Origin of the sequence: Microcystis sp. Msp_OC_L_20101000_S702, from assembly GCF_007095705.1 — a bacterium.
Classification (GTDB): Bacteria; Cyanobacteriota; Cyanobacteriia; order Cyanobacteriales; family Microcystaceae; genus Microcystis; species Microcystis ichthyoblabe_A.
In genome coordinates, this window is sequence record NZ_SFBO01000139.1 from 17548 (window position 1) to 39395 (window position 21848).

General features: G+C 43.2%; 21 protein-coding genes. 16 read left to right on the top strand and 5 right to left on the bottom strand.

The window, feature by feature from the left end; all coding sequences use genetic code 11:
* Positions 1-209: 209 nt before the first annotated feature.
* The 11 genes from EWV60_RS14975 (at position 210) to EWV60_RS15025 (ending at position 8063) form a co-directional block, all read left to right on the top strand.
* Entirely contained in the window at positions 210-479 is a 270-nt protein-coding gene (locus tag EWV60_RS14975; RefSeq protein WP_287233101.1) for a hypothetical protein, read from the top strand.
* A 1135-nt stretch (positions 480-1614) separates the two neighbouring features.
* Entirely contained in the window at positions 1615-1830 is a 216-nt protein-coding gene (gene gvpA, locus EWV60_RS14980) for a gas vesicle structural protein GvpA (protein WP_002735503.1), read from the top strand.
* Positions 1831-2184: 354 nt separating this feature from the next.
* On the top strand, positions 2185-2400 hold the full coding sequence (gvpA, locus tag EWV60_RS14985) for a gas vesicle structural protein GvpA (RefSeq protein ID WP_002735503.1): 216 nt from the start codon (positions 2185-2187) through the stop codon (positions 2398-2400).
* 329 nt (positions 2401-2729) lie between these two features.
* Positions 2730-2945: a gas vesicle structural protein GvpA gene (gene gvpA, locus EWV60_RS14990; protein WP_002735503.1), complete on the top strand. Its 216-nt coding sequence runs from the start codon at positions 2730-2732 to the stop codon at positions 2943-2945.
* A 267-nt stretch (positions 2946-3212) separates the two neighbouring features.
* Complete coding sequence (gene gvpC / locus EWV60_RS14995; RefSeq protein WP_287233103.1) at positions 3213-3851, top strand: gas vesicle protein GvpC; 639 nt, start codon at positions 3213-3215, stop codon at positions 3849-3851.
* A gap of 592 nt (positions 3852-4443) precedes the next feature.
* Positions 4444-5484, top strand: coding sequence for a gas vesicle protein GvpN (gene gvpN / locus EWV60_RS15000; RefSeq protein ID WP_002755321.1), 1041 nt, complete (start codon positions 4444-4446; stop codon positions 5482-5484).
* A gap of 29 nt (positions 5485-5513) precedes the next feature.
* Entirely contained in the window at positions 5514-5924 is a 411-nt protein-coding gene (locus EWV60_RS15005) for a gas vesicle protein (protein WP_002796982.1), read from the top strand.
* Complete coding sequence (locus tag EWV60_RS15010) at positions 5881-6189, top strand: gas vesicle protein (RefSeq protein WP_353734399.1); 309 nt, start codon at positions 5881-5883, stop codon at positions 6187-6189. Before EWV60_RS15005 ends, EWV60_RS15010 begins: the two co-directional genes overlap by 44 nt.
* Before the next feature lie 375 nt (positions 6190-6564).
* Positions 6565-7038 carry a gas vesicle protein K gene (locus tag EWV60_RS15015; RefSeq protein WP_002755316.1) on the top strand — a complete coding sequence of 158 codons (474 nt, stop codon included), beginning with the start codon at positions 6565-6567 and terminating at the stop codon, positions 7036-7038.
* Positions 7039-7053: 15 nt separating this feature from the next.
* Positions 7054-7788, top strand: coding sequence for a gas vesicle protein GvpF (gene gvpF / locus EWV60_RS15020; protein ID WP_002755315.1), 735 nt, complete (start codon positions 7054-7056; stop codon positions 7786-7788).
* A 14-nt stretch (positions 7789-7802) separates the two neighbouring features.
* Positions 7803-8063 (top strand): gas vesicle protein GvpG, encoded by a 261-nt coding sequence (locus EWV60_RS15025; protein ID WP_002736124.1) that lies wholly within the window; start codon positions 7803-7805, stop codon positions 8061-8063.
* Positions 8064-8186: 123 nt separating this feature from the next.
* Here the strand turns inward: EWV60_RS15025 and EWV60_RS15030 are convergent, their stop codons facing one another.
* The gene (locus EWV60_RS15030) at positions 8187-8519 is read right to left on the bottom strand and encodes a gas vesicle protein (protein ID WP_002755304.1); all 333 of its coding nucleotides are present in this window, start codon (positions 8517-8519) and stop codon (positions 8187-8189) included.
* A 92-nt stretch (positions 8520-8611) separates the two neighbouring features.
* Between EWV60_RS15030 and EWV60_RS15035 the strand changes: the two genes are divergently transcribed.
* The 3 genes from EWV60_RS15035 to EWV60_RS15045 all read left to right on the top strand — a co-directional run bounded on the left by EWV60_RS15035 (position 8612) and on the right by EWV60_RS15045 (position 13136).
* Entirely contained in the window at positions 8612-9295 is a 684-nt protein-coding gene (locus EWV60_RS15035; RefSeq protein WP_002773821.1) for a GvpL/GvpF family gas vesicle protein, read from the top strand.
* Positions 9296-9307: 12 nt separating this feature from the next.
* A complete protein-coding gene (locus EWV60_RS15040) occupies positions 9308-11209 on the top strand; it encodes an ArsA family ATPase (RefSeq protein ID WP_103112398.1) in 1902 nt (633 codons plus the stop codon).
* A gap of 82 nt (positions 11210-11291) precedes the next feature.
* Positions 11292-13136, top strand: coding sequence for an AAA family ATPase (locus EWV60_RS15045; RefSeq protein ID WP_130757978.1), 1845 nt, complete (start codon positions 11292-11294; stop codon positions 13134-13136).
* Between the two features lie 112 nt (positions 13137-13248).
* Here the strand turns inward: EWV60_RS15045 and EWV60_RS15050 are convergent, their stop codons facing one another.
* A complete protein-coding gene (locus EWV60_RS15050; protein WP_016516779.1) occupies positions 13249-14814 on the bottom strand; it encodes a B12-binding domain-containing radical SAM protein in 1566 nt (521 codons plus the stop codon).
* Positions 14815-15677: 863 nt separating this feature from the next.
* Here EWV60_RS15050 and EWV60_RS15055 point away from each other — a divergent pair.
* Complete coding sequence (locus EWV60_RS15055; protein ID WP_002755296.1) at positions 15678-16778, top strand: alkene reductase; 1101 nt, start codon at positions 15678-15680, stop codon at positions 16776-16778.
* Positions 16779-17433: 655 nt separating this feature from the next.
* A complete protein-coding gene (locus EWV60_RS15060) occupies positions 17434-17835 on the top strand; it encodes a fasciclin domain-containing protein (RefSeq protein WP_002736196.1) in 402 nt (133 codons plus the stop codon).
* Positions 17836-18197: 362 nt separating this feature from the next.
* Here EWV60_RS15060 and glgB read toward each other — a convergent pair whose 3' ends face one another.
* From glgB to psbH, 3 genes are all read right to left on the bottom strand, one after another.
* On the bottom strand, positions 18198-20477 hold the full coding sequence (gene glgB, locus EWV60_RS15065) for a 1,4-alpha-glucan branching enzyme (RefSeq protein WP_002737827.1): 2280 nt from the start codon (positions 20475-20477) through the stop codon (positions 18198-18200).
* A 371-nt stretch (positions 20478-20848) separates the two neighbouring features.
* A complete protein-coding gene (locus tag EWV60_RS15070) occupies positions 20849-21097 on the bottom strand; it encodes a TatA/E family twin arginine-targeting protein translocase (protein WP_002743526.1) in 249 nt (82 codons plus the stop codon).
* A 104-nt stretch (positions 21098-21201) separates the two neighbouring features.
* Positions 21202-21396: a photosystem II reaction center phosphoprotein PsbH gene (gene psbH, locus EWV60_RS15075; RefSeq protein ID WP_002736544.1), complete on the bottom strand. Its 195-nt coding sequence runs from the start codon at positions 21394-21396 to the stop codon at positions 21202-21204.
* Positions 21397-21848: the final 452 nt, after the last annotated feature.

A 21848-nucleotide genomic window follows, 5' to 3' on the forward strand; every position in this document is an offset into this window, starting at 1 on the left:
TTTGTGTCTTTGTGGTTCTTTCCACTAGCTCGCCAGCAAGACTGTATCTTAGAATACATTTTACCCACCAAACCTAAGAGAGCCAAAAAACCTTGCCCCTGAGGGCAAAGGCCTGTATCGTACCTTGACGAGAGGTCGGCGCTCGGTAGTTCACCCATTGTGTTATAATCCTGGCCAAGCCATCAAGGGATTTGAAAAGGAGTAACACCATGAGTCTATCTTCAGAAGCCTATCGCCAAGCCCTCGTGCGGGATGGAGAACGGCGCTATCGCGAATGGCACCAAAATTATCACAACCAATGCCGTCAATCAACGGCGGAATACCAAGCTCGTTGGGACCAACAACGTCCAACAAAGCCTTGGATTTCCTCGGAAGCCTACCGCCAATTTTTAGTCAAAGATGGGGAGCGGCGTTTTGCGGAATGGCACGGCGAGTTTTTAGACTATCAAAGACAATTTCTGGCCAGTCAATCCACCTAAACGGACGTCAGCCAATCGCCATTACAGCAATCTCTGAAAATAGTGGCTACAGTCCCCGAAGAAATAGCTGATACCAATTTTCAATAGTCGTGACTAACATCTGAAAGTGCAATTCCTTTCTCCGAGAGGGATTGCGCTTTGAAATGATCAACTAAGTCTGTCATTACTTTTGAAAAATGATATAAAGATGAATAAGTCCAGAATGCAAGACCTATCACGAATGCAGCCAAGAATTTAAGATCAGAAGGAATAAGAATCCTGTCAACAAATGCTGATGGGCAGTCAGGAGTTTAAGCTTGTGGAGAGACTGTAAGACTCGTTGGGACTCTCTCAAAAAGCAGGTTTCTGTGAAGCAAGAATTTCCCATCACACATCTTCGCATTGTGATGGCTAGATTGTCAAGTCTGTCCACCCCTGGTCCCCGCAAATAACACCTAAGATAGCGATCATTAAAACTAAAATTTCAATACATTCGTGCCTTAAGCACCTAAAAGCCTTGCTTTGCAAGGCTTTTACTATTAGTTTATTTGTCCTGTGTCCATCAAAACAGGCTCCAGCTACCCTTCTGAGTCGATTATAGCTAGTCAAGGGTATCAAGGGTAGTCGAACAATCGCCAAGAGTACCTTGGGGTAAGAAAACGTTTGTAAATTAATGTAAAAAGCTCGCCAAGTCAAGGTTTTGGCGATTTATAGAGCAAATGAACTAAAAACTCAGGATCTTTGTCAAGTAAGGACTTTGGCGATTTAAATACTTGTTTACAAACAGTTTCTAAGGGTTTGATTATTTTTCTTGGGGGGGTAAGTCCAGTTATCCCCCCAAGGTTCTTGTATTTGTCTTGTTTTTAGGTGCGCTCGCCCTGCTCTCCCAATGGGAAGTTTTGCTTAGAAAAAAGGGGAGCAGCAACGACCTTAACCCGCCTTTTCTGAGAATTGACTACATTCATTAATCACAAAACTGAGAATTAACTACATTTCTTAACGAAAAAATCGAGATTAGCTATTGACACCGACAAAAAAAGGGTGTTATTCTTCATATGCTGAAGTGATGAAGGCAAAAAAAACAAGCAAGTTTTTGAATCCTCCATGACTTCAGCACCGTACACTTTCTATGAAAACAACAAAAAGGTCTACTACCATGGCAGTTGAAAAAACTAACTCTTCCTCTAGCTTGGCTGAAGTTATTGATCGTATCCTTGACAAAGGTATCGTTATTGATGCCTGGGCTCGCGTATCTCTCGTCGGAATCGAATTATTAGCGATTGAAGCTCGTGTAGTTATCGCTTCGGTTGAAACCTACCTCAAATATGCTGAAGCCGTTGGTCTGACTCAATCTGCAGCGGTTCCTGCTTAAGGATTGAGCCCAGTGAAAACCCTGCTGGGGCTTCCAAATTCTTAGCTTTTCTTTGATCCCTATTGAGTTTAGTTACCCCTCTCTTGGGGCGCAATAGTCTATAACTGATCAAGTTGACACGGCAACGGATAGCGAAAACAAAGCTAGACCCATACAAGTTATTTTTGTAAACGTGATTTTGTCCTTTGTAGCTAGGTTTACCCCCTATCACCAGAGTGTGAGACTCACTATTTTTCGGAATAGAAAGTCATTTTTGGTGTGGAAGCCGCGCCCCTGAGATGCGGTAGTTTGATGTATCAATTTCGGGATCAGCACTGTAAACTTTCTATACAAACAACAAAAAGGTCTATTAACATGGCAGTCGAAAAAACCAACTCTTCCTCTAGCTTAGCTGAAGTTATTGATCGTATCCTTGACAAAGGTATCGTTATTGATGCTTGGGCTCGCGTATCTCTCGTCGGAATCGAATTATTAGCGATTGAAGCTCGTGTAGTTATCGCTTCTGTTGAAACCTACCTCAAATATGCTGAAGCTGTTGGTCTGACTCAATCTGCAGCAGTTCCTGCTTAAGGATTGATCCCAGATTCTCCTATCTGCTGAGTGAAAACCCGACTGGGTTTTCCAGATCCTCGGATTTTCTTTAAATCCCTATTGAGTCCAGTTACCCCTCTCTTGGGGCGTAGTGCTCTATAATTGACAAGGTTGGCACGGCAAATGTGTTTTGACCCTTGCAGCTAGGTTTACCCCCTATCACCAGAGTGTGAGACTCACTATTTTTCGGAATAGAAGGTCATTCTTGGGCTAGGAAGCCGCGCCCCTGAGATGCGGTAGCTCGATATATCAACTTTGGGATCAGCACTGTACACTTTCTATACAACTAACAAACAAGGTCTATTACCATGGCAGTCGAAAAAACCAACTCTTCCTCTAGCTTAGCTGAAGTTATCGATCGTATCCTTGATAAAGGTATCGTTATTGATGCTTGGGCTCGCGTATCTCTCGTCGGAATCGAATTATTAGCGATTGAAGCTCGTGTAGTTATCGCTTCGGTTGAAACCTACCTCAAATATGCTGAAGCAGTTGGTCTGACTCAATCTGCAGCGGTTCCTGCTTAAGGATTGATCCCAGATTCTCCTATCTGCTCAGTTAAAACCCGACCAGGTTTTCTAGATTCTCGGCTTTTCTTTAATCCCTATTGAGTTTAGTTAACCCTCTCTTGGGGCGCAATAGTCTATAATTGATAGGGTAGTTCACTATCTCAACTTTGGGGTGATAAGAAAAGTCGGACTCTACTGTCTCTCCCCCCAGTCCCCGTGAAGGTTTTCCTAGCGGGTGATTGGGTCTAATCCATTCCATAGTATTTAGTAATTGAGGACAACCCCATGCCTGCTCTCATCGAAAAGTTCCGCCAGGAGCGTTTATCGATTGCTGGAGAGGTAGCTAAACTCTCGCAAGAAGTCCAAGCTTTTTTGTCGGATGTTAAAACTGAAAGACAAAAACAAGCGCAAGAACAGGCAACTGCCTTGCGTCAGTCTTTCCAAAAAGTTCAACAGGAAAGCCACTTGTTTTTAACAGCTACCCAAAAACAGCGTTTAGCTCAAGCGGAAAAGCAAAAAGAGGATTTACGTCAATTTCAAGAACAACGTTTAGCGGCAGCGAAACAGCTAGACAACGACTTACGGCAACAGCGTCTAGATCGAGCCAAACAGCTAAAGGACGATTTAAGTCAATTCCAAGAACAACGTTTAGCTGAAGCGAAACAGTTGGAGAACGACTTACGTCAACAGCATCTAGATCGAGCTAAACAGCTGAAAGAGGATTTAAGTCAATTCCAAGAACAGCGTTTAGCGGCAGCGAAGCAGCTAGAGGACGAATTACGCCAACTTCATCTAGATCGAGCCAAACAGGTGAAAGATGATTTAAGTCAATTTCAAGAACGACGTTTAGCTGAAGCGAAACAGCTAAAAGACGAATTGCGTCAATTTCGTCAAGATTTGTCTATCTACGTTTTTGGCAAATAAATCTCTAGGTTAATTCCAACCCACTTAAGCCTAGGGCTAGAGTAAAAACCCTCTAGTCCCTTTTCCTGGCTAAACTAGAGGACTATCTGAGAATAAAACAATAAGCCTTTGGTTTTCAACCTACCATGCTGATCCTGCTTTTCTAAGTCCCTAGACTCAACCTAGTAGTGTTGGGTTCCCATTTAGTCCGCTCTAGGTCTCTGGTAAACTAAAAAGTATGATAAAGCTTCACTCAGTCTATAGTTAATGTCGTGATTAGTAGTTTTTTATTGACAAAGGAGGTAAGGGAAAAGGACTGCATCTGGGCTTTTCATTGTTTAAGTCTTGAAAAGTAATCTATACAAGAATTGTAGCCCCTTAGCCCCTTGGCTAATGAATATCCTAAAAACACCTTCAGAATCAAGGTTCTAGAGGTAATTGATGACACTTCCTGATCTTTTGGGGTATTATATATTATGAGGTAAGCCTTAAAAGCCGAAGACGATTTTGCCTAATCGGTTATTAAGGGTAGATTTGAACGGGCAATTGTTAGCTCAAGAATACCCGTCCGCTCAAGGCGGGGATTATTAATGGTATTTACTAGACTTCAACTATGACATTTACTGAAACTCAAACAAGAAGATCCGTCCTCTGCCTTCGCCCCGGTCAATTTGTTGTTACGCCTTCGATTGATCAAGTTGCCACTCGCGCCTTACGTTATCTAAACGCTGGTTTTTCCATCCATCTATGTGGTCCGGCAGGAACGGGAAAAACCACCTTGGCAATGCACCTGGCCAATTGTTTAGCCAGACCTGTGATGCTAATCTTTGGCGATGATGACTTTACCAGTTCCGATTTAATTGGTAGCCAGTCTGGCTACACCCATAAAAAACTGATGGATAACTATATCCACAGCGTTCTCAAGGTTGAAGACGAGCTAAAACACAATTGGGTGGATTCTCGGTTAACAATGGCCTGTCGAGAAGGGTTTACCCTAGTTTATGATGAGTTCAATCGTTCTCGGCCTGAGGTCAACAACGTTTTACTCTCTGCCTTGGAAGAAAAAATTCTCACCCTGCCGCCCACTAGCCATCAACCCGATTACCTACAAGTCAATTCTCAGTTTCGGGCAATTTTCACCTCCAACCCAGAAGAATACTGTGGGGTTCATGCCACCCAAGATGCTTTAATGGATCGGTTGGTAACTATCAATATGCCTGAACCAGACCAACTAACTCAGACAGAAATTCTTGCTCAAAAAACGGGAATTGGTCGAGAAGATGCTTTATTTATTGTCAACCTTGTCAAAACCTTTCGTGTGAAAACTGCGACTGAAAAAACGTCGGGTTTGCGCTCTTGTTTAATGATTGCTAAAGTCTGCGCTTCTCACGATATTGCGGCCGATTCCTCTGACTCGGACTTCCGTGATATCTGCGCCGATGTTCTGTTGTCCCGCACCAATTTATCTGTTGATAAGTCAAGAGCGATTTTATGGGAAATCCTCGAGGACAATCCGTTAGAATCCTTATCCTTTATAGAGGAAACGGAGCCTTCCGATGCCCAAGCGTCAACTCCTGAGCCTTCGACAGGAAATCAATCGTTAAAAGCCATTCAATCTTTACTGCGAGGCAACTTGCCCCAGCGAAAAGACTAATTTTATACTCTTATTGAGTGAAACCAACCGTGACTTCTTCCACTTTTGCTGGCTCGCTCAAAAACCAGTCAAGCAACTCCCTAAAAACAGCAACTCAAGGTTCGAGTTTAGCGGATATACTCGAACGAGTTTTAGATAAAGGAATTGTAATTGCCGGCGATATTTCCGTTTCGATCGCCTCCACTGAACTTATAAATATCCGCATTCGTTTGTTAATTGCCTCTGTTGATAAAGCCAGGGAAATGGGGATCAACTGGTGGGAAGGAGACCCCTACCTCCATAGCCAATCCCAAGCTTTACTAGCAGAAAATCGGGAACTTTCGCTCCGACTCCAAACCCTGGAAACTGAGCTTGAAACCCTAAAATCCTTAAGCCAATTGAGTGCAATAGAGAGCCATGATACCAGTCCGAACGATGAAGCACATTCCTCAGATGCGTGAAATTCCTCACCTGAATCCTCAAAGGTTAGGAAATTTACACGAGACGATTGCCCCCCTTGATAAGGCCAGGGAAACTGCGATTAACAGCTTGCAAGGTTATCCCTACCTCCCTAGCCAAGGCCAAGCTTTATTCGCAGAAAACCTGGAACTTTCACGCCGACTTCAAACCTTAAAATCCTTAACCAAATGGAGTGTAATGGAGAGACGTGATGGCAGTCCCAACGATCAAGCACATTCCTCATATACATTGAAATTCCTCAATTGAATCCTCAAACGGTCAAGAAGTTTACAGCAGTTAACGATTGCCTCTGTTGATAGAGCAAGGGAGATGGCAATTAATGGGTGGGCAAGCGACTCCTATCTCTATAGCCAATCCCAAGCCTTATTAACAGAAACCCCGGCAGCTAAACTTTAAGCCTTAAAATCCCTACCCTAATCGGGGGCAATCGAGGGCCATGATACCAGTTAAAATAATCAAGCACATTCCTCCTGTCGGGTAAATTCGTCACCAGAATCTTCACAGGGCAGCGGGAAGTTGACATTGCTTGGTTACATCGTTTTTTCCCTCAGATAAAATTTCTTGGCCAAGCCTCCCACTAGAGACTCACCCTTAAGAACTCCTCATTTACCAACTCCAACCATGACCCTTGCTTGCACACCTTACGATTCTGATAATCAAGCCTTGCTGACCCCTCCAGAAAGTAATAGCCAAGCTGGTTTAGCCCCTTTACTGTTAACTGTTGTGGAACTGGTACGCCAATTGCTCGAAGCCCAAATCATTCGCCGAATGGAAAAAGGGGTTCTCAGTGAGTCTGATTTAGATAGAGCTGCAGAAAGTATCCAAAAATTGCAAGAACAAGTTCTCCATTTGTGTGAAATTTTTGAGGTTGAGCCAGAAGAGTTAAATGTCCACCTAGGAGAGTTTGGCACTCTTTTACCGGAAGCAGGGAGTTATTATCCTGGAAAGGAGGGTGTTAAGCCCTCTGTGTTAGAATTAGTGGATAGACTTCTCAATACAGGAGTTGTTGTGGAAGGAAATGTTGATCTGGGTTTAGCTCAACTAGATCTAATTCACCTCAAGCTTCGTTTGGTTTTAACTTCTCAGCCGGTTTAATTTGGGAGAATACTGATGACAGTGGGTCTTTATTTGTATGGCATATTTCCCGAACCAGTTCCTGACGGACTGGTTTTGCAAGGGATTGATAATGAGCCGGTTCACAGTGAGATGATTGATGGTTTTAGTTTTCTCTACTCCGCTGCTCATAAAGAGAAGTATTTGGCATCCCGTCGCTATTTAATTTGCCATGAAAAAGTATTAGAAACTGTCATGGAAGCAGGGTTTACAACGTTGTTGCCCCTGCGGTTTGGCTTAGTTATCAAAACCTGGGAATCCGTCACCGAACAACTAATTACTCCCTATAAAACCCAACTGAAAGAATTATTTGCTAAACTGTCAGGACAACGAGAGGTTAGCATTAAGATTTTTTGGGATAATAAGTGGGAATTACAAGCGGCTTTGGAGTCTAATCCTAAGTTAAAACAAGAACGGGATGCGATGATGGGGAAAAACTTAAATATGGAAGAAATTATCCATATAGGTCAACTCATTGAAGCTACTGTATTGCAACGGAAACAAGACATTATTCAAGTCTTTAGAGACCAATTAAATCATCGCGCCCAAGAGGTGATTGAAAGCGATCCGATGACGGATGACATGATTTACAATGCAGCTTATTTAATTCCCTGGGAGCAAGAGCCGGAATTTAGCCAAAACGTTGAAGCGATCGATCAGCAGTTTGGTGATCGCCTAAGGATTCGCTATAACAATTTAACTGCACCCTATACCTTTGCCCAACTTATCTAAGGAGAGTATTAGTTATGTTTCTCGATCTTTTATTTCTTCCTGTTACCGGTCCTATTGGGGGTCTGATCTGGATTGGGGAGAAAATTCAAGAGCGTGCAGATATAGAATATGATGAGGCGGAAAATTTGCACAAATTGTTATTATCCTTACAACTATCTTACGATATGGGCAACATTTCTGAGGAGGAGTTTGAAATTCAGGAAGAAGAACTTTTATTAAAAATTCAAGCCTTAGAAGAAGAAGAGGCAGAAAACGAATCTGAATCTTCTCTCTAAACTTGCAATCTTTCCCACCACATAGATCATGAACAAAATCACAAATTGTAAGCTTAGTAAGGGCGGATTTGACAAGCTGGAGAACTCGTTGAAGCTTGGTCAGAACTAGCCCTTGGTTAAGCCTTAATATTCTAGGTAAAAAGTTTGGAAATTACTGGAATTATTAGAGGAGTGAGCAACAGTTTTGGGGGAATCAGGTTTTTTAGCTACACTAGGAGGGTTGGCTGTACGCAAATTTTGAATACTTTGTTCTGTAGTCTCAATTTGCTCTGTCACAAACGTGAGACGATTTTTTAATTGCTGAAGCTGCCGCTCCATCATTTCTAATTTTTCTTGGATACGTTGTTTTTCAGTAATTAACTTATAAAGCTCAAGTTGGTGATCTGCTTCAGATTGTTTCCGAGGCATGGTGCTAATTTTAGATCTAATTGGTCTGGGTGGACGAGTGGTTGTCATAACAATCCCTGAATAACTTAGAATATTCTAGCATATCAACGCCCCAATATAAAAATTTGTAAAAAATCGTCAATTTTCTTTCGGTCAACCCTATGAAATTGTACAATCTATATACTTACGCTTTTTTGAAAACCCCCATAGAAAGCCTAAAATTACCCGTTGGAATGGCTAACCCATTGTTACTGATAACTGTTGGCTCTCTCTCGGCCGTAGTCGAACCCGAAGTTGGTTTAGACACTTTACAAAATGATGATGAACGCTTGATTCAATCGGTTTTATGTCACGATCGAGTCATCTGTGAATTATTTCAACAAACCACTATTTTACCCTTACGTTTTGGCACATCTTTTTTAGAGACAGAAAATTTACTGACTCATCTTTGTTCTCATGGCCAAGAATATCAAGAAAAAATTGAAGAACTTGAGGGAAAAGGAGAATATCTTTTAAAATGTATTCCCCGTAAGCCAGAGGAGCCTGTACTCTCTTCTGAAAGCAAGGGCAGACAATATTTTTTAGCCAAAAAACAGCTTTATGAAGCCCAACAAGATTTTTATACTTTGCAAGGTTCAGAATGGCAAAATCTCGGGCATTTAGTGACCCAAAGCTATCCGTCAACTAGGATTATTACTGCTCCGGGGACAGAATCACGAATTTATCTTTTAGTTAATTTTCAAGAAGAACCTTTACTAATCGAGCAAGTCTTGCATTGGCAGAAAGCCTGCCCCCGTTGGCAATTACAATTAGGACAAGTTTCTCCCCCCTATCACTTTACTTAACTTGATTTCTCTATGACTAACTTTAACTTGGTAAATAACGCTCTAAGTTGCTATGACACTCGACATTTAGTTATGTTTAGTGGCAAAGGAGGAGTGGGAAAAACCACCCTTTCCTGTGGATTTGCTCGCCGTTGGGCCAAATTATTTCCCGAGGAACAAATACTGTTAATCTCAACCGATCCTGCTCATTCTTTAGGGGATGTATTGCAAACAGAAGTTAGCGATCAAGCATCACCTGTAAAAGACTTACCCAACTTAAAAGTTAGGGCATTAGATGCGGAAAAATTGCTCTTAGAATTTAAAGAAAAATACGGAAAATTTTTAGAACTTTTAGTAGAACGGGGCAGTTTTGTTGAAGGAGAAGATTTAACTCCTGTTTGGGATTTAGACTGGCCAGGTTTAGATGAAATTATGGGTCTATTAGAAATTCAACGATTACTAATAGAGAATGTTGTAGATCGAATTGTTGTTGATATGGCTCCCTCTGGTCATACCTTGAATTTATTGGGGATTAAAGACTTTTTAGAGATTATTTTAAATTCTTTAGAGTTGTTTCAAGAAAAACATCGTGTTATTTCGCAAACTTTTGCAAAAACCTACAATGCCGATGATGTGGATGACTTTTTAGTCAAAACACAAGCAGAATTAACCGAAGGCAAACGAATCCTACAAGATCGGGATTTTACCCTTTGTTTAATTGTGGCAATTGCCGAACCGATGAGTTTATTAGAAACCGAACGATTACTCAATAGTTTGCATCACTTAAATATTCCCTGCGGCAGATTATTTATTAATCGCATTCTAACGGATCCTAATCAAAATTTAGATCGCTACAGTGAGCAACAGCAACTCCTCGATAAATTCCTAAAAATTCCAGGTCAAGAAACAATTTTCACCCTGCCCCAACAGGCAAAAGAACCTCTAGGAGGTGAAGCATTAGATCAGATCATGAGTCAAATTGAAATTATCGAAAAAGTAGAATTTATGGCCCCGCCTCCTATTCAATGGCCGCAAAAAATTCTGCCGAGTTTTAGTGATTTTATTGACGACAAACGCCAACTCATTATCATTGGTGGCAAGGGGGGAGTGGGAAAAACCACCGTTGCCGCGGCCATTGGTTGGGCGTTAGCTAATAGTCATCCCCAGCAAAAAATTAGAATTATTTCTATTGATCCGGCTCATTCTTTGGGAGATGCCTTTGGGACAAAGTTAGGACATCAATCCACACAATTAACTGCTAATTTAAGTGGTCAAGAAGTTGATGCTAATATCGTTTTAGAAAAATTTCGGGATGATTATTTATGGGAACTGGCAGAAATGATTAGTGGTGAAGGTAAGGAAGAAGGGAACATCAAACTGGCTTATACTCCAGAAGCTTGGCGGCAAATTGTCGCTCAATCTCTGCCAGGAATTGATGAAATGTTGTCCCTAGTAAAAGTAATGGAGTTATTAGACCAGAAACAACAAGATTTGATTATTTTAGATACGGCTCCTACCGGTCATCTCCTGCGATTTTTAGAAATGCCAACGGCTTTAGGAGATTGGTTAAGTTGGATTTTTAAGCTTTGGATGAAGTATAAAGATGTCTTAGGGCGTGTAGATTTAATGGGACGATTGCGAATCTTAAGACAACAGGTGATGTCTGCCCAGGAAAAACTCAAAGACCCCCAACATACAGAATTTATTGGAGTTTTGCAAGCCCAAGATGCCATCGTTGCCGAACAACTGCGATTGACAGCATCTCTGAAAAAAAAGGGAGTCTATCAACGTTACGTCGTGCAGAATCGTTATCATGCTAATGAGGAAATTGATCGGGATTTATTCCCAGATCAAACTTTGATCCGCTTACCCAGTTTACCTCGGTCTGTAGAACCTCTAGCCCGGGTCAAAGCCGCGGCAGATCTGTTATTTTAAAGGTAATTAGTCTTTAAAGTCGGACTTCTTAACCCCATCTATTACCCAGTCCCCATCCTTCACTTGACTCAGGAGAAATTTTATGGTAGAACTATTCAAAGGCTTTGAGCAATTAGTCGAACTGGCTAAAACCTTAGAGGAAAAACTGGAAAAAGGGGAAATTAAAACCGAAGTGCAGTTTAACTCTCGTCCCTTGAGTAACATCCCCCGTGCTGGCGGTATTCCCCGTTCAGGGGGAGTTTCTCGCCCGAACAATTCTGGTGGGGATGATTTTGAGGTTAATCGCAATCGCGATACCCCCACCGATTCAGGGGTTGAAGACAGTGTGACACCGCCCGAAAAACCGACCACGGCTTCCCTGAAAGATGTTGGTGGCTTGACGGAAGTGATCAAAGAACTCAAGGAACTAATTGCCATTCCTCTGAAACGCCCCGACTTATTGGCCAAGTTAGGACTTGAACCCACTCGCGGCGTTCTCTTAGTCGGCCCCCCTGGAACCGGCAAAACCCTGACTGCCCGTGCTTTGGCCGAAGAACTCGGTGTTAACTATATTGCCTTAGTCGGACCAGAGGTGATCAGCAAATATTATGGGGAGGCTGAGCAAAAACTGCGGGGAATTTTTGAGAAAGCCAGTAAGAATGCGCCTTGTATCGTTTTTATTGACGAAATTGATAGCATGGCACCCGATCGCAGTAAAGTTGAAGGGGAAGTAGAAAAAAGACTGGTAGCCCAATTGTTGGGTTTAATGGATGGCTTTGCCCAAAGCCAGGGGGTGATTGTTCTAGCGGCGACAAACCGTCCCGACCATCTTGACCCTGCCCTCCGTCGCCCTGGACGGTTTGACCGAGAAGTCCTCTTTCGGGTGCCTGACCGCAAGGGTCGTTTAGAAATCCTCCAAATTCTCACCCGTTCCATGCCCCTAGATGAATCAGTTTCCTTAGATCTGATTGCCGATAATGCGGTGGGATTTGTCGGGTCAGATTTAAAAGCCGTTTGCCAGAAAGCGGCCTATAGTGCTTTGCGGCGCCAGGTTCCTACGATTGACTCGCGAATTCCAGAAACAATGACGGTAGTCCAAGCCGACTTTTTGCAAGCCCTTAAAGAAGTTAAACCGGCGGTATTGCGGTCTGTGGAAGTGGAGTCTCCCCATGTGGACTGGGACAATATTGGCGGACTTGAACAGATTAAACAAACCCTACAGGAGTCCGTGGAAGGGGCATTACTCCATCCGCAATTATATACGCAAACTAAAGCCCAAGCTCCCAAAGGTATTTTACTTTGGGGTCCTCCCGGAACGGGAAAAACCTTATTGGCCAAAGCGGTTGCATCTCAGGCGCGAGCTAATTTTATCAGTATCAATGGACCTGAGCTTTTGAGTAAATGGGTGGGTGCGAGCGAACAAGCGGTGCGTGAGTTGTTTGCCAAAGCTCGTCAGGCAGCCCCTTGTGTGGTTTTTATTGATGAAATTGATACTTTAGCACCGGCAAGAGGTCGTTATAGTGGAGATTCAGGAGTGAGTGACCGGGTTGTGGGACAAATCCTCACGGAGTTAGATGGGTTGCAAACGGCGGCAACGATTTTAGTGATTGGAGCCACTAATCGCCCAGATGCTTTAGATCCAGCCTTATTGCGAGCGGGACGGTTAGATTTACAGTTAAAAGTTGATTTACCCAATGCCTCCAGTCGTTTAGCAATTCTGGGGGTTCATAATGATGAACGTCCTTTAGAGGATGTGGATTTAGGCTATTGGGCCGAGGCAACCGAAGGCTGGAATGGCGCAGATTTAGCGTTATTATGTAACCAAGCGGCACTGATGGCAATTCGTCGTTATCGCCATCAGGGAATGACTGACCCGGCTGATATTCGCATTACAACGGCTGATTTTAACCATGCTTACCAACTGTTGGTTGAACAGCGTGCCAATTGATTTTTTTCCCCCTTACTTTAAGTAAGGGGGGAGAATCTCAACTCAGGAAAACTATTGTACAAAAGAAAAATTCGCCAAAATGTCTGCATTGACTGTTCGTCGGTGCTATTGTCTAGCTTTTGAGCGTTTTTTCCAGCTGGGCTACCCTTGCTTTCTGTTGCTTCAAATCGGCTAGTTGTTTTAGTAATTGTTCTCTTACTTCATAGCGATAGGCAAAAAAATGCTCACCTATCCCTAGGGTTGCTAGATACTCTTCTAGCAGACGGGGTTTGACCCAGGCAATCACTGCCAGTTGCCACCAGAAACGGAAGCGCGTCGGTCGGACAATCCCCTGCCGCCAGAGCAAGGAGCGGAACAATTGCCACTGTTGCCCATCTAATTTACGGTTCGATTTGCCGCGCCATCCCCCCATGATCATGAAATGGTTGAAGGTTCGTTTCAGGTAGTTAACAGGATCATAGATTTCCCAGAAAGCATCGATGTATTCTTCGGTAATCTCTTCCACCGGGCGAGTTGGCTCAAAGTTCATCATCGCTCCCTGATGGAAAGTACCCATGCCATCCACCAGACGACCTTCCTGTTGCAGGCGATTCCACAGGGCAGTATTTTGCAGTGCCTGGAGCAGGCTAAACTGCCCTTGGGGAATACTTGCCTCCATAATAAAATCTTTGATCCGCTGCCCTGCGCCTGGTTTCTCATTGTCAAAACCGATAATGAAGCCAGACATAATCTGCAGCCCCATGCGGGTAATTTTGTGACAGGATTCGATCAGGGATTGGCGGGTGTTTTGAACCTTGTTAATGCCCATTAAGCTATCGGTATCTGGTGTCTCAATCCCCATAAACACCAGCATAAAGCCGGCCTTGACCATTAGCTCGATCAGTTCGCTGTCTTCGGCCAGATTAAGGGAAGCTTCCGTAATCAGTTTAAAGGGATACTGGTGTTGCTCCATCCAGGGGATCAACTCCCGCAGAAACACCTTGGCATTCCGCTTATTGCCAATGAAGTTGTCATCCACAACAAAAATGTAGCGCCTCCAGCCCAGTTGATATAACGTCTCCAACTCAGCCAACATTTGTTCTGGGGTTTTGGTGCGCGGTTTGCGGCCATAGAGGTTGATGATGTCACAAAATTCGCATTGAAAGGGGCAACCCCGAGAAAACTGCACGGTAATCGCCAGATAGGCATCCAGATCTAGTAGATCATAGCGGGCGATCGGTGTCATGGTGACATCGGGTTTCTCACTGGCTCTAAAGACACCACTCGGTTCACCCCGCTCCAGGGCCGCCAGGAACAGCGGGATTGTCAGTTCTCCTTCATCCAGAATCAGGTAATCTGCTCCAGCTTTTTGGGCAACTTCTGGATAGGAGGTGGGGTAAGGCCCGCCCACCGCCACTTTTTTACCCAACTGCAACCCTTTGGCAATCAATTCTTGAAAGTCCTTTTTCTGAATGATCATGGCGGAGATGATGACCAAATCGCACCACTCCCAATCGGAAGCCGTTTCTAATCGGACATTGCGATCAACAAACCGGATTTCCCAATCCGATGGTAACAGAGCTGCCACCGTAATTAAACCCAGAGGCGGATTGGTTGATCTTAAACCGGCTAGATCTAAAGTCTCTTGATAGGACCAAAAGGAGTTGGGCATCAGCGGCCACAGTAATAGGGCTTTCATTCAGGTGTCTCCAATGAAGAAGCTAGATGCTTTACATACTAGCCACAAAGCCCAAGTCGATCAAGACTTTTTTTTTACTCATAAATTAGTTCTAAATAAATTGTGAAAAAATAGCTATTTTTTGGAGATTAGCACAATTGAATGCACGATGCTTGCTAAAAACCCGTGTTTTCCCATTTTTATCAATGCGTTCTAGAGGCTGTTTGCATCTTTTGGGTATTGTTGGGTAGGTTTACTAAAAAATGCAGCTCTTCGTTACTTGTTATGGTTCGATAGGGGGGCATAAATCGACTAAATCCTTATCTGGCAAGAGACTTAATTGATTAGTTCGCTCTAGATAAAAAACAATTGACAAAAATTGCTAAATGCCTTTCTCTATAAGGGTTCCATCCCTTATAACTCCCGTCCATTGCATAACACGAACCGAAGAGCCAAAAATGCTGATTCTGAAAAACCCTCTTAAAATTCGCAAGCACCGAATAGTAAGGGTTTCGTTTCAGTCACTAGGAAGTCTATTTGATCGGTAAAACACCAGTTACTAGACATCTCGACAATGACTATTTCTGGTCAGATAAACATAAGCGTAATTACACTATTTTATACCGAACCATCATGACTTAACTACCAGAAAATATAGTTTCTGTCTCTTTAATTTTGGATGATGAATAAATTAAATAACTTGTAATTATAGTCAGATTTATGACCAATATTAATTATATTCAGCTAGTTGATCCGATTAATTCTCCTCCCTTAGCAGAGGAACAATCTCGCAGATAGCCAGAAAATCAATCATCCTTGGGTGCGATTGTCTGGTTTTAACTCATTGCGGTAAAATTAACCTAAACTCTCTATCGGCAAATTCGATGACTTCCTTCACTACTTCCCTGGCTCTTTTAAGTCAATTTAAATTGGGAGATTTAAACCTAGAAAATCGTCTTGTGCTTGCTCCCATGACGCGAGCGCGAGCCGGAGAAAAACGTCTTGCTAATGAGATAATGGCCGAATATTACCGGCAAAGGGCCAGCGCCGGATTAATGATTACAGAAGCGACGGTAATTTCTCCCCAAGCTAACGGTTGGCAAAATACCCCCGGTATCTACACCGATGAACAAGCGCAAGCATGGCAAATGGTGACTAAAATCGCCCAAAGAAAAGGAACACCAATTTTTTGTCAATTGTGGCACTGTGGTCGCGCTTCTCATCCGAGTTTTCAGGAAAATGGGGCTTTACCAGTTGCCCCTTCCGCAATTAAGATTAAGGGGGAGTTGCATACACCCATAGGTAAACAGCCCTACGAGACCCCTAGAGCCTTAGAAACCGAGGAAATCCCCGCAATTGTCGCCGATTACCGTCAAGCCGCTCAGAGGGCAAAATTAGCGGGGTTTGATGGCATAGAAATTCACGGGGCTAATGGTTATTTAATCGATACTTTTCTACAATCGGCCACTAATCAGCGTCAGGATAAGTACGGTGGCAGTTTGGCAAATCGCTATCGTTTTTTACAGGAAATAGTCGAGGCAATTTTAACTGTTTTTCCCAGTCATCGGGTGGGGGTGCGTCTGTCTCCCAATGGGGTTTATAATGACATGGGTTCCGAGGATTTTCGAGAAACTTTTCTCTATGTTGCCCAAAGATTAAATGAGTACAATTTAGCTTATTTGCATCTGCTAGATGGCTTGGCTTTTGGTTTTCATGAAAAGGGTAAACCGATGCTTTTATCCGAGTTTCGGGCTGTTTTTAATAGTGCTTTAATCGGCAATTGCGGTTATACAAAAGAAACTGCTGAAGCCGCTATTCAGTTAGGAGATGCGGATTTAATTGCTTTCGGTCGCCCCTATATCAGTAATCCCGATTTGGTGGAAAGATTCGCCAATAATTGGCCTCTTAATCCCGATGCTGAGATGAAGGATTGGTATTCTTTTGACAAGGAAGGTTATATCGATTTTCCCAGTTATAAACCCTAGTTAAGTAGGTAGGCGTTAAAAATTATCAGACACCCTCCTATCCCTTATAGGCATCTTTCTTAACAATTTTTTCAGTAAGCACTCCAACCCTGATCCTGACTTGATTTCAGTTTTTTCTTTGTTTTGTAAGGGTGTCAACAAGGAATATTACAAATTGTTAACCGAGTCTTAAAAGCCTTGTGCTACAAGGGTTTGAAATGTTAAGAAAGATTTGACTAAAGGACAGCAGGCAATGGTGACTATTTGCCCGAATAAACCCGCTAAAACTGAGACTATGGCTAAACTTAAGAACTCTTGGCTAAATCCCAGAAAACACACCTATTTTACTCGCAACGAAAAAACCGGGAAAAAAATCAAAGTCACCCAAGAGTTACCCAGTTTTAAGGCATTAGGTAAGGATAGCCTATGTCGGTTGCTATTTTATGAGACTAGGCTACTTTACCAACTTTTGACACACAATTTAGTAAAGTGATCTTTGGGACAAGATGGCTCTTCCGGTTTCTGTGTGGAAACGAAGCCTATACTGATAGTTTCTTCGGCAAAATAGTCGTAAAAGTCTTTCTCCGTCAACATTTCACGATTCCATAAGCAAAAATTATCACACAAAGTCGAGAATCTGAAATAGATAATTTTTTTAAGGGATTGAGTTAAGTTCATGGCAGATATTGTCGATATTGCGGTCAGTGCCGATAATTTTAAAACTCTAGTGACGGCGGTACAAGCGGCTAATCTTGTGGATGCCCTAAAAAGTCCTGGCCCCTTCACGGTTTTTGCCCCCACCGACGAAGCTTTTGCCAAATTGCCCCCCGGGACGATTACAACCCTAGTGCAGAATATCCCCCAATTAACCCGAATTCTCACCTATCACGTCGCTGCGGGCAAATATATGCAGGAAGATTTGGCAAAATTGGCTGTAGTGACTTCTCTAGAGGGTTCACCGATTCCCGTCGATTGTAGCGAAGGTTTTGAGGTGAAAAATGCCACGGTGGTCGCGGGTAATATCGAGGCAGATAATGGTGTGATCCACGTCATCGATACGGTGATCCTGATGGGTTAGTTTTTGACCGGCTTTTCCCTAGGCCGCATCTAGGGCAAATCTGTCTTATTTAGTAACTAAATATACAGATACTTTTGCTTGTTTATGGTTCCAATGCTCGCCAGAGGAAAATGCCCACTTTCTGCACTTTCTTGTCTGTACCTGTTCAGACTAAATCCTGTTATTAAAGACTGATTATCTATTGATCCTTTTGCCTATTACATGAGTAGAAAACGGGTTTCTCCGAGAAACCCGTTTTCTGTGCGTTACTCAACGGATTTAGTATTAGCCATCTCGACAGTAATGGCAGCTCAGTTATCAGTTATCAGATGTTAGTTTTCAGTTCACTGATTACTGTTTACTGATCACTGAAAAAAGCTTACCTATTCCCCAGAAGCATGAGGACCGATTTTGAGAACTAAAACCCCTAAAGGTGGTAAACAGAGATCGATCGAGTAGGGACGGCTATGATAGGACCATTCCTCCGACCATTTACCGCCAAGGTTGCCCATATTACTACCGCCATATTTACCCGCATCGCTGTTAAAGATTTCCTGATAAAAACCGGGATGGGGTACACCAACGCGATAATGGCTGTGGGGTTGGGGAGTAAAATTACAGACCACCACCAGAAACTCCTGCCAATTTTTGCTCCAGCGCAGGAAAGAAACGACGCTATGACTATTATCACTACAGTCGATCCACTCAAAGCCATCCTGACCAAAATCCTGGGTATATAAAGCAGGTTCACTCTTATAGGTGGCGTTCAAATCTGAGAAAAAGCGTTTTAGCTGTTGATGGGGTTGATGCTGCAAAAGACCCCACTCCAAATCACCCCAAACATTCCACTCACTCCACTGGCCAAATTCCATGCTCATAAACATGGTTTTCTTGCCAGGGTGGGTAAACATATAACTAAATAATGCCCGGACATTGGCGAATTTTTGCCACTCATCCCCCGGCATTTTGCCAATCATATTACTTTTGCCGTGAACCACTTCATCGTGGGACAAAGCCAGCATATAATTCTCGCTGTGGTTATACCACATACTAAAAGTGACATTATTTTGATGGAATTGACGGAACCAGGGATCCATGCCGAAATAATCGAGCATATCGTGCATCCAGCCCATATTCCACTTCAAATTAAAGCCTAAACCGCCCATATAGGTGGGCCAGGACACCATCGGCCAAGCGGTGGATTCTTCGGCAATAGAGAGAATTCCGGGGAAATAGCTAAAAATTACATGATTGACTTGACGCAGGAATTCGGCGGCCTCTAAATTCTCCCGGCCACCGTACTCGTTGGCCACCCATTCCCCATCTTTACGACAATAATCGAGATAGAGCATAGAAGCCACCGCATCCACTCGAATACCGTCAATATGGTACTTATCGAACCAAAATAGGGCATTAGCCACCAGGAAATTTCTGACTTCGTTGCGACCGTAGTTAAAAATTAAGGTTCCCCATTCCTTGTGTTCCCCTTTGCGCGGGTCGCCGTGTTCATAAAGATGAGTACCATCAAAGAAAGCTAACCCGTGGCCATCTTTGGGGAAGTGACCGGGGACCCAATCCACTAGCACACCAAGGCCATTTTGGTGACATTGATCGACAAAATACATAAAATCTTCAGGATTGCCGTAGCGACTGGTGGGGGCAAAATAACCCGTCACTTGATAACCCCAAGAACCATCAAAAGGATGCTCGGCGATCGGTAATAATTCGATATGGGTGTAACCTAATTCTTTAACGTAGGGAATTAGTTTTTGGGCTAACTCGTAGTAACTCAAAAAGCGGGCCCCAGTGTTCCATTCCGACACGGGAACCGCTTCTCCTTCCCCGGAAAGTAAACGGGGTGGTTCGGCGCTAGAAGCGTGCAGCCAAGAACCGAGGTGTAATTCGTAAACGGAAACCGGTTGAGTTAAAGGATCGCTATGGCGGCGTTTTTCCATCCAATCGCTATCATCCCAAGTATAGCTATCTAAATTGGCCACGATCGAGGCGGTTTTCGGGCGTACTTCTTGGGCAAAACCGTAGGGATCAGATTTTTCGTAAATATGACCTTCCCAATTTTTGATCTCGTATTTATATTTAGTGCCAACACCGATTTCCGGGATAAACAATTCCCAGACCATATTATTACGTTTCCGCATTTGGTGATCACGACCATCCCAGTTATTAAAATCACCAATAATCGAGACATTGCGAGCATTAGGAGCCCAAACGGCAAAATAAACCCCTTTAATACCCTCGATTTCGGCTAAATGCGCCCCTAATTTTTCATAAATGCGATGATGGTTGCCCTCCCCAAACAGGTGTAAATCAAAATCGCTAAGTTTGGCAGAACGGAAGGCATAGGAATCATAGATTACCCGTTCCTGTTCTCCCTCGTGGATGCGTAATTGATAATTGTTCAGTTCACCGATATCGATAACGCACTCGAAAAAATGGGGGTGATAAGCGGTCGTCATGGGATATTCTTGTCTTTGGGACGGTAAAATAACCCAGGCGGCCGTGGTTTTCGGTAAATAGGCTCTAACAACCCATTTATTGACTTTTCCTTCTTCTTCTAGGGGATGGGCCCCCAAAACCTCAAAGGGATCGTGATGGAGGTTGTTGACGATTTGATGGACTTGTTCGGGGGATACCACTATAGACATTCATTTACCACTCTTGACATCTACAATACTTATAGCAAGGAAATAGTCATTTTTTCCCTGCCTTCTGGGAATTCTCAAACTAATGATATATTCTGCCTACTTAGGGTCTGCTGAAAAAGGTTTTCGTGGGGGTAGGGTGTGGGGTGTGGGGTGTAGGGTGCGGGGTGTGGGGAAGTGGGAAGAATAAATAAAATAATCTCCTGTCTCCTGACGACCGACTCCTGACGACCGACTCCTGACCCTAACAACAATTTTTGATTTTTACAAGAGGTCTATGGTAAAACTGCCAATTTAATCTCGATTTGGTCATTCTCGATGTTAATCTAGCGGATAGCCTCGAATTTGACCTACTCTACATCTCTACAAAGTTGTCAACTGGAACGAGTTTGATCCCTAGGAGATTGACTTTCTTCTAATTCAGCTTTGATTTTTACCGAGTCTTCAATCTGCTGGGCCTCTCGCTTAAATTCACTTTCAAATTCCTTGGATGCTTCTTGAAATCCTCGAATAGTTTTGCCTAAACTGCGACCGATTTCTGGTAATTTCTTCGGTCCGAAAACTAGCAGGGCAATCAAGAGAATTAACCCCATTTCTGGCAATCCAATCCCAAAAATATTCATGTGTTTGCTCCTAATAAAAAACTTGCGGTGGGCAATAACCCACCTGCTAAAGTCCGAGAGACAATTCTGCGGCCAAAAATGCCGACAAGATTGTTGGAATCTGCTTACTGACCCCAATCCACATTAAATCCTTCTAAAATTAGGGAGGAGTTGTAGATCTGTAAAATAATCAGCAAAAAGACTAAAAACAGAGCCATAAACACTCCCATCAGCAAGGTAGTTCCCCAACCGGGAGAAACTTTACCATATTCTGAGTTGAGGGGACGAAGGATTTCACCTAAGCGTGTACGCTGTGCCATAAGTTACCAAGAAAGATCTGTAAATGATAATTTTGTATTGATCCGTAATTTGACGAACTGCCAACCGGTCAACCCAGTGAGATAAAATCTACTGCTGTTGCCAGTGGAACTTTTTTGGTTTAATTCCTAACGGAATCGTTTTTCGCCTGCCCTGCCACGCCCACAAGAATCTGCAAGCGCCTACAGTACGGGAATTATTCTAACATTGTTTGGTAATCTTCTCAGGATTTAGGAGATGGTCAATAGGGACTGACAGGTGTAGGTATTTTACAACTAAGAGGAAGGGGAGTAGTAAAAAGCATCAACGGGGGTGAGAGGGAAAGAACTTCAACGTTGACATCCTCGCCGCCCTAAAAGTGCGGCGATTCCTAAACCTCACGATTTAAGTTTCTGCTTCCACCACCGTCGCATACCACAGTTAAAAAACCATGTACTGTCTTACACAGAGTCCA

What these genes read in the sequence shown, in the direction of transcription:
- EWV60_RS15025 (WP_002736124.1), top strand. Translation starts at nt 7,803, where the DNA reads ATGTTTCTCGATCTTTTATTTCTTCCTGTTACCGGTCCTATTGGGGGT.
- EWV60_RS15040 (WP_103112398.1), top strand. Translation starts at nt 9,308, where the DNA reads ATGACTAACTTTAACTTGGTAAATAACGCTCTAAGTTGCTATGACACT.
- gvpA (WP_002735503.1), top strand. Translation starts at nt 2,185, where the DNA reads ATGGCAGTCGAAAAAACCAACTCTTCCTCTAGCTTAGCTGAAGTTATT.
- gvpN (WP_002755321.1), top strand. Translation starts at nt 4,444, where the DNA reads ATGACATTTACTGAAACTCAAACAAGAAGATCCGTCCTCTGCCTTCGC.
- gvpA (WP_002735503.1), top strand. Translation starts at nt 2,730, where the DNA reads ATGGCAGTCGAAAAAACCAACTCTTCCTCTAGCTTAGCTGAAGTTATC.
- EWV60_RS15035 (WP_002773821.1), top strand. Translation starts at nt 8,612, where the DNA reads ATGAAATTGTACAATCTATATACTTACGCTTTTTTGAAAACCCCCATA.
- EWV60_RS14975 (WP_287233101.1), top strand. Translation starts at nt 210, where the DNA reads ATGAGTCTATCTTCAGAAGCCTATCGCCAAGCCCTCGTGCGGGATGGA.
- gvpF (WP_002755315.1), top strand. Translation starts at nt 7,054, where the DNA reads ATGACAGTGGGTCTTTATTTGTATGGCATATTTCCCGAACCAGTTCCT.
- EWV60_RS15045 (WP_130757978.1), top strand. Translation starts at nt 11,292, where the DNA reads ATGGTAGAACTATTCAAAGGCTTTGAGCAATTAGTCGAACTGGCTAAA.
- EWV60_RS15030 (WP_002755304.1), bottom strand. Translation starts at nt 8,519, where the DNA reads ATGACAACCACTCGTCCACCCAGACCAATTAGATCTAAAATTAGCACC.
- EWV60_RS15055 (WP_002755296.1), top strand. Translation starts at nt 15,678, where the DNA reads ATGACTTCCTTCACTACTTCCCTGGCTCTTTTAAGTCAATTTAAATTG.
- EWV60_RS15050 (WP_016516779.1), bottom strand. Translation starts at nt 14,814, where the DNA reads ATGAAAGCCCTATTACTGTGGCCGCTGATGCCCAACTCCTTTTGGTCC.
- EWV60_RS15070 (WP_002743526.1), bottom strand. Translation starts at nt 21,097, where the DNA reads ATGAATATTTTTGGGATTGGATTGCCAGAAATGGGGTTAATTCTCTTG.
- EWV60_RS15060 (WP_002736196.1), top strand. Translation starts at nt 17,434, where the DNA reads ATGGCAGATATTGTCGATATTGCGGTCAGTGCCGATAATTTTAAAACT.
- glgB (WP_002737827.1), bottom strand. Translation starts at nt 20,477, where the DNA reads ATGTCTATAGTGGTATCCCCCGAACAAGTCCATCAAATCGTCAACAAC.
- gvpA (WP_002735503.1), top strand. Translation starts at nt 1,615, where the DNA reads ATGGCAGTTGAAAAAACTAACTCTTCCTCTAGCTTGGCTGAAGTTATT.
- gvpC (WP_287233103.1), top strand. Translation starts at nt 3,213, where the DNA reads ATGCCTGCTCTCATCGAAAAGTTCCGCCAGGAGCGTTTATCGATTGCT.
- EWV60_RS15015 (WP_002755316.1), top strand. Translation starts at nt 6,565, where the DNA reads ATGACCCTTGCTTGCACACCTTACGATTCTGATAATCAAGCCTTGCTG.
- EWV60_RS15010 (WP_353734399.1), top strand. Translation starts at nt 5,881, where the DNA reads ATGATACCAGTCCGAACGATGAAGCACATTCCTCAGATGCGTGAAATT.
- psbH (WP_002736544.1), bottom strand. Translation starts at nt 21,396, where the DNA reads ATGGCACAGCGTACACGCTTAGGTGAAATCCTTCGTCCCCTCAACTCA.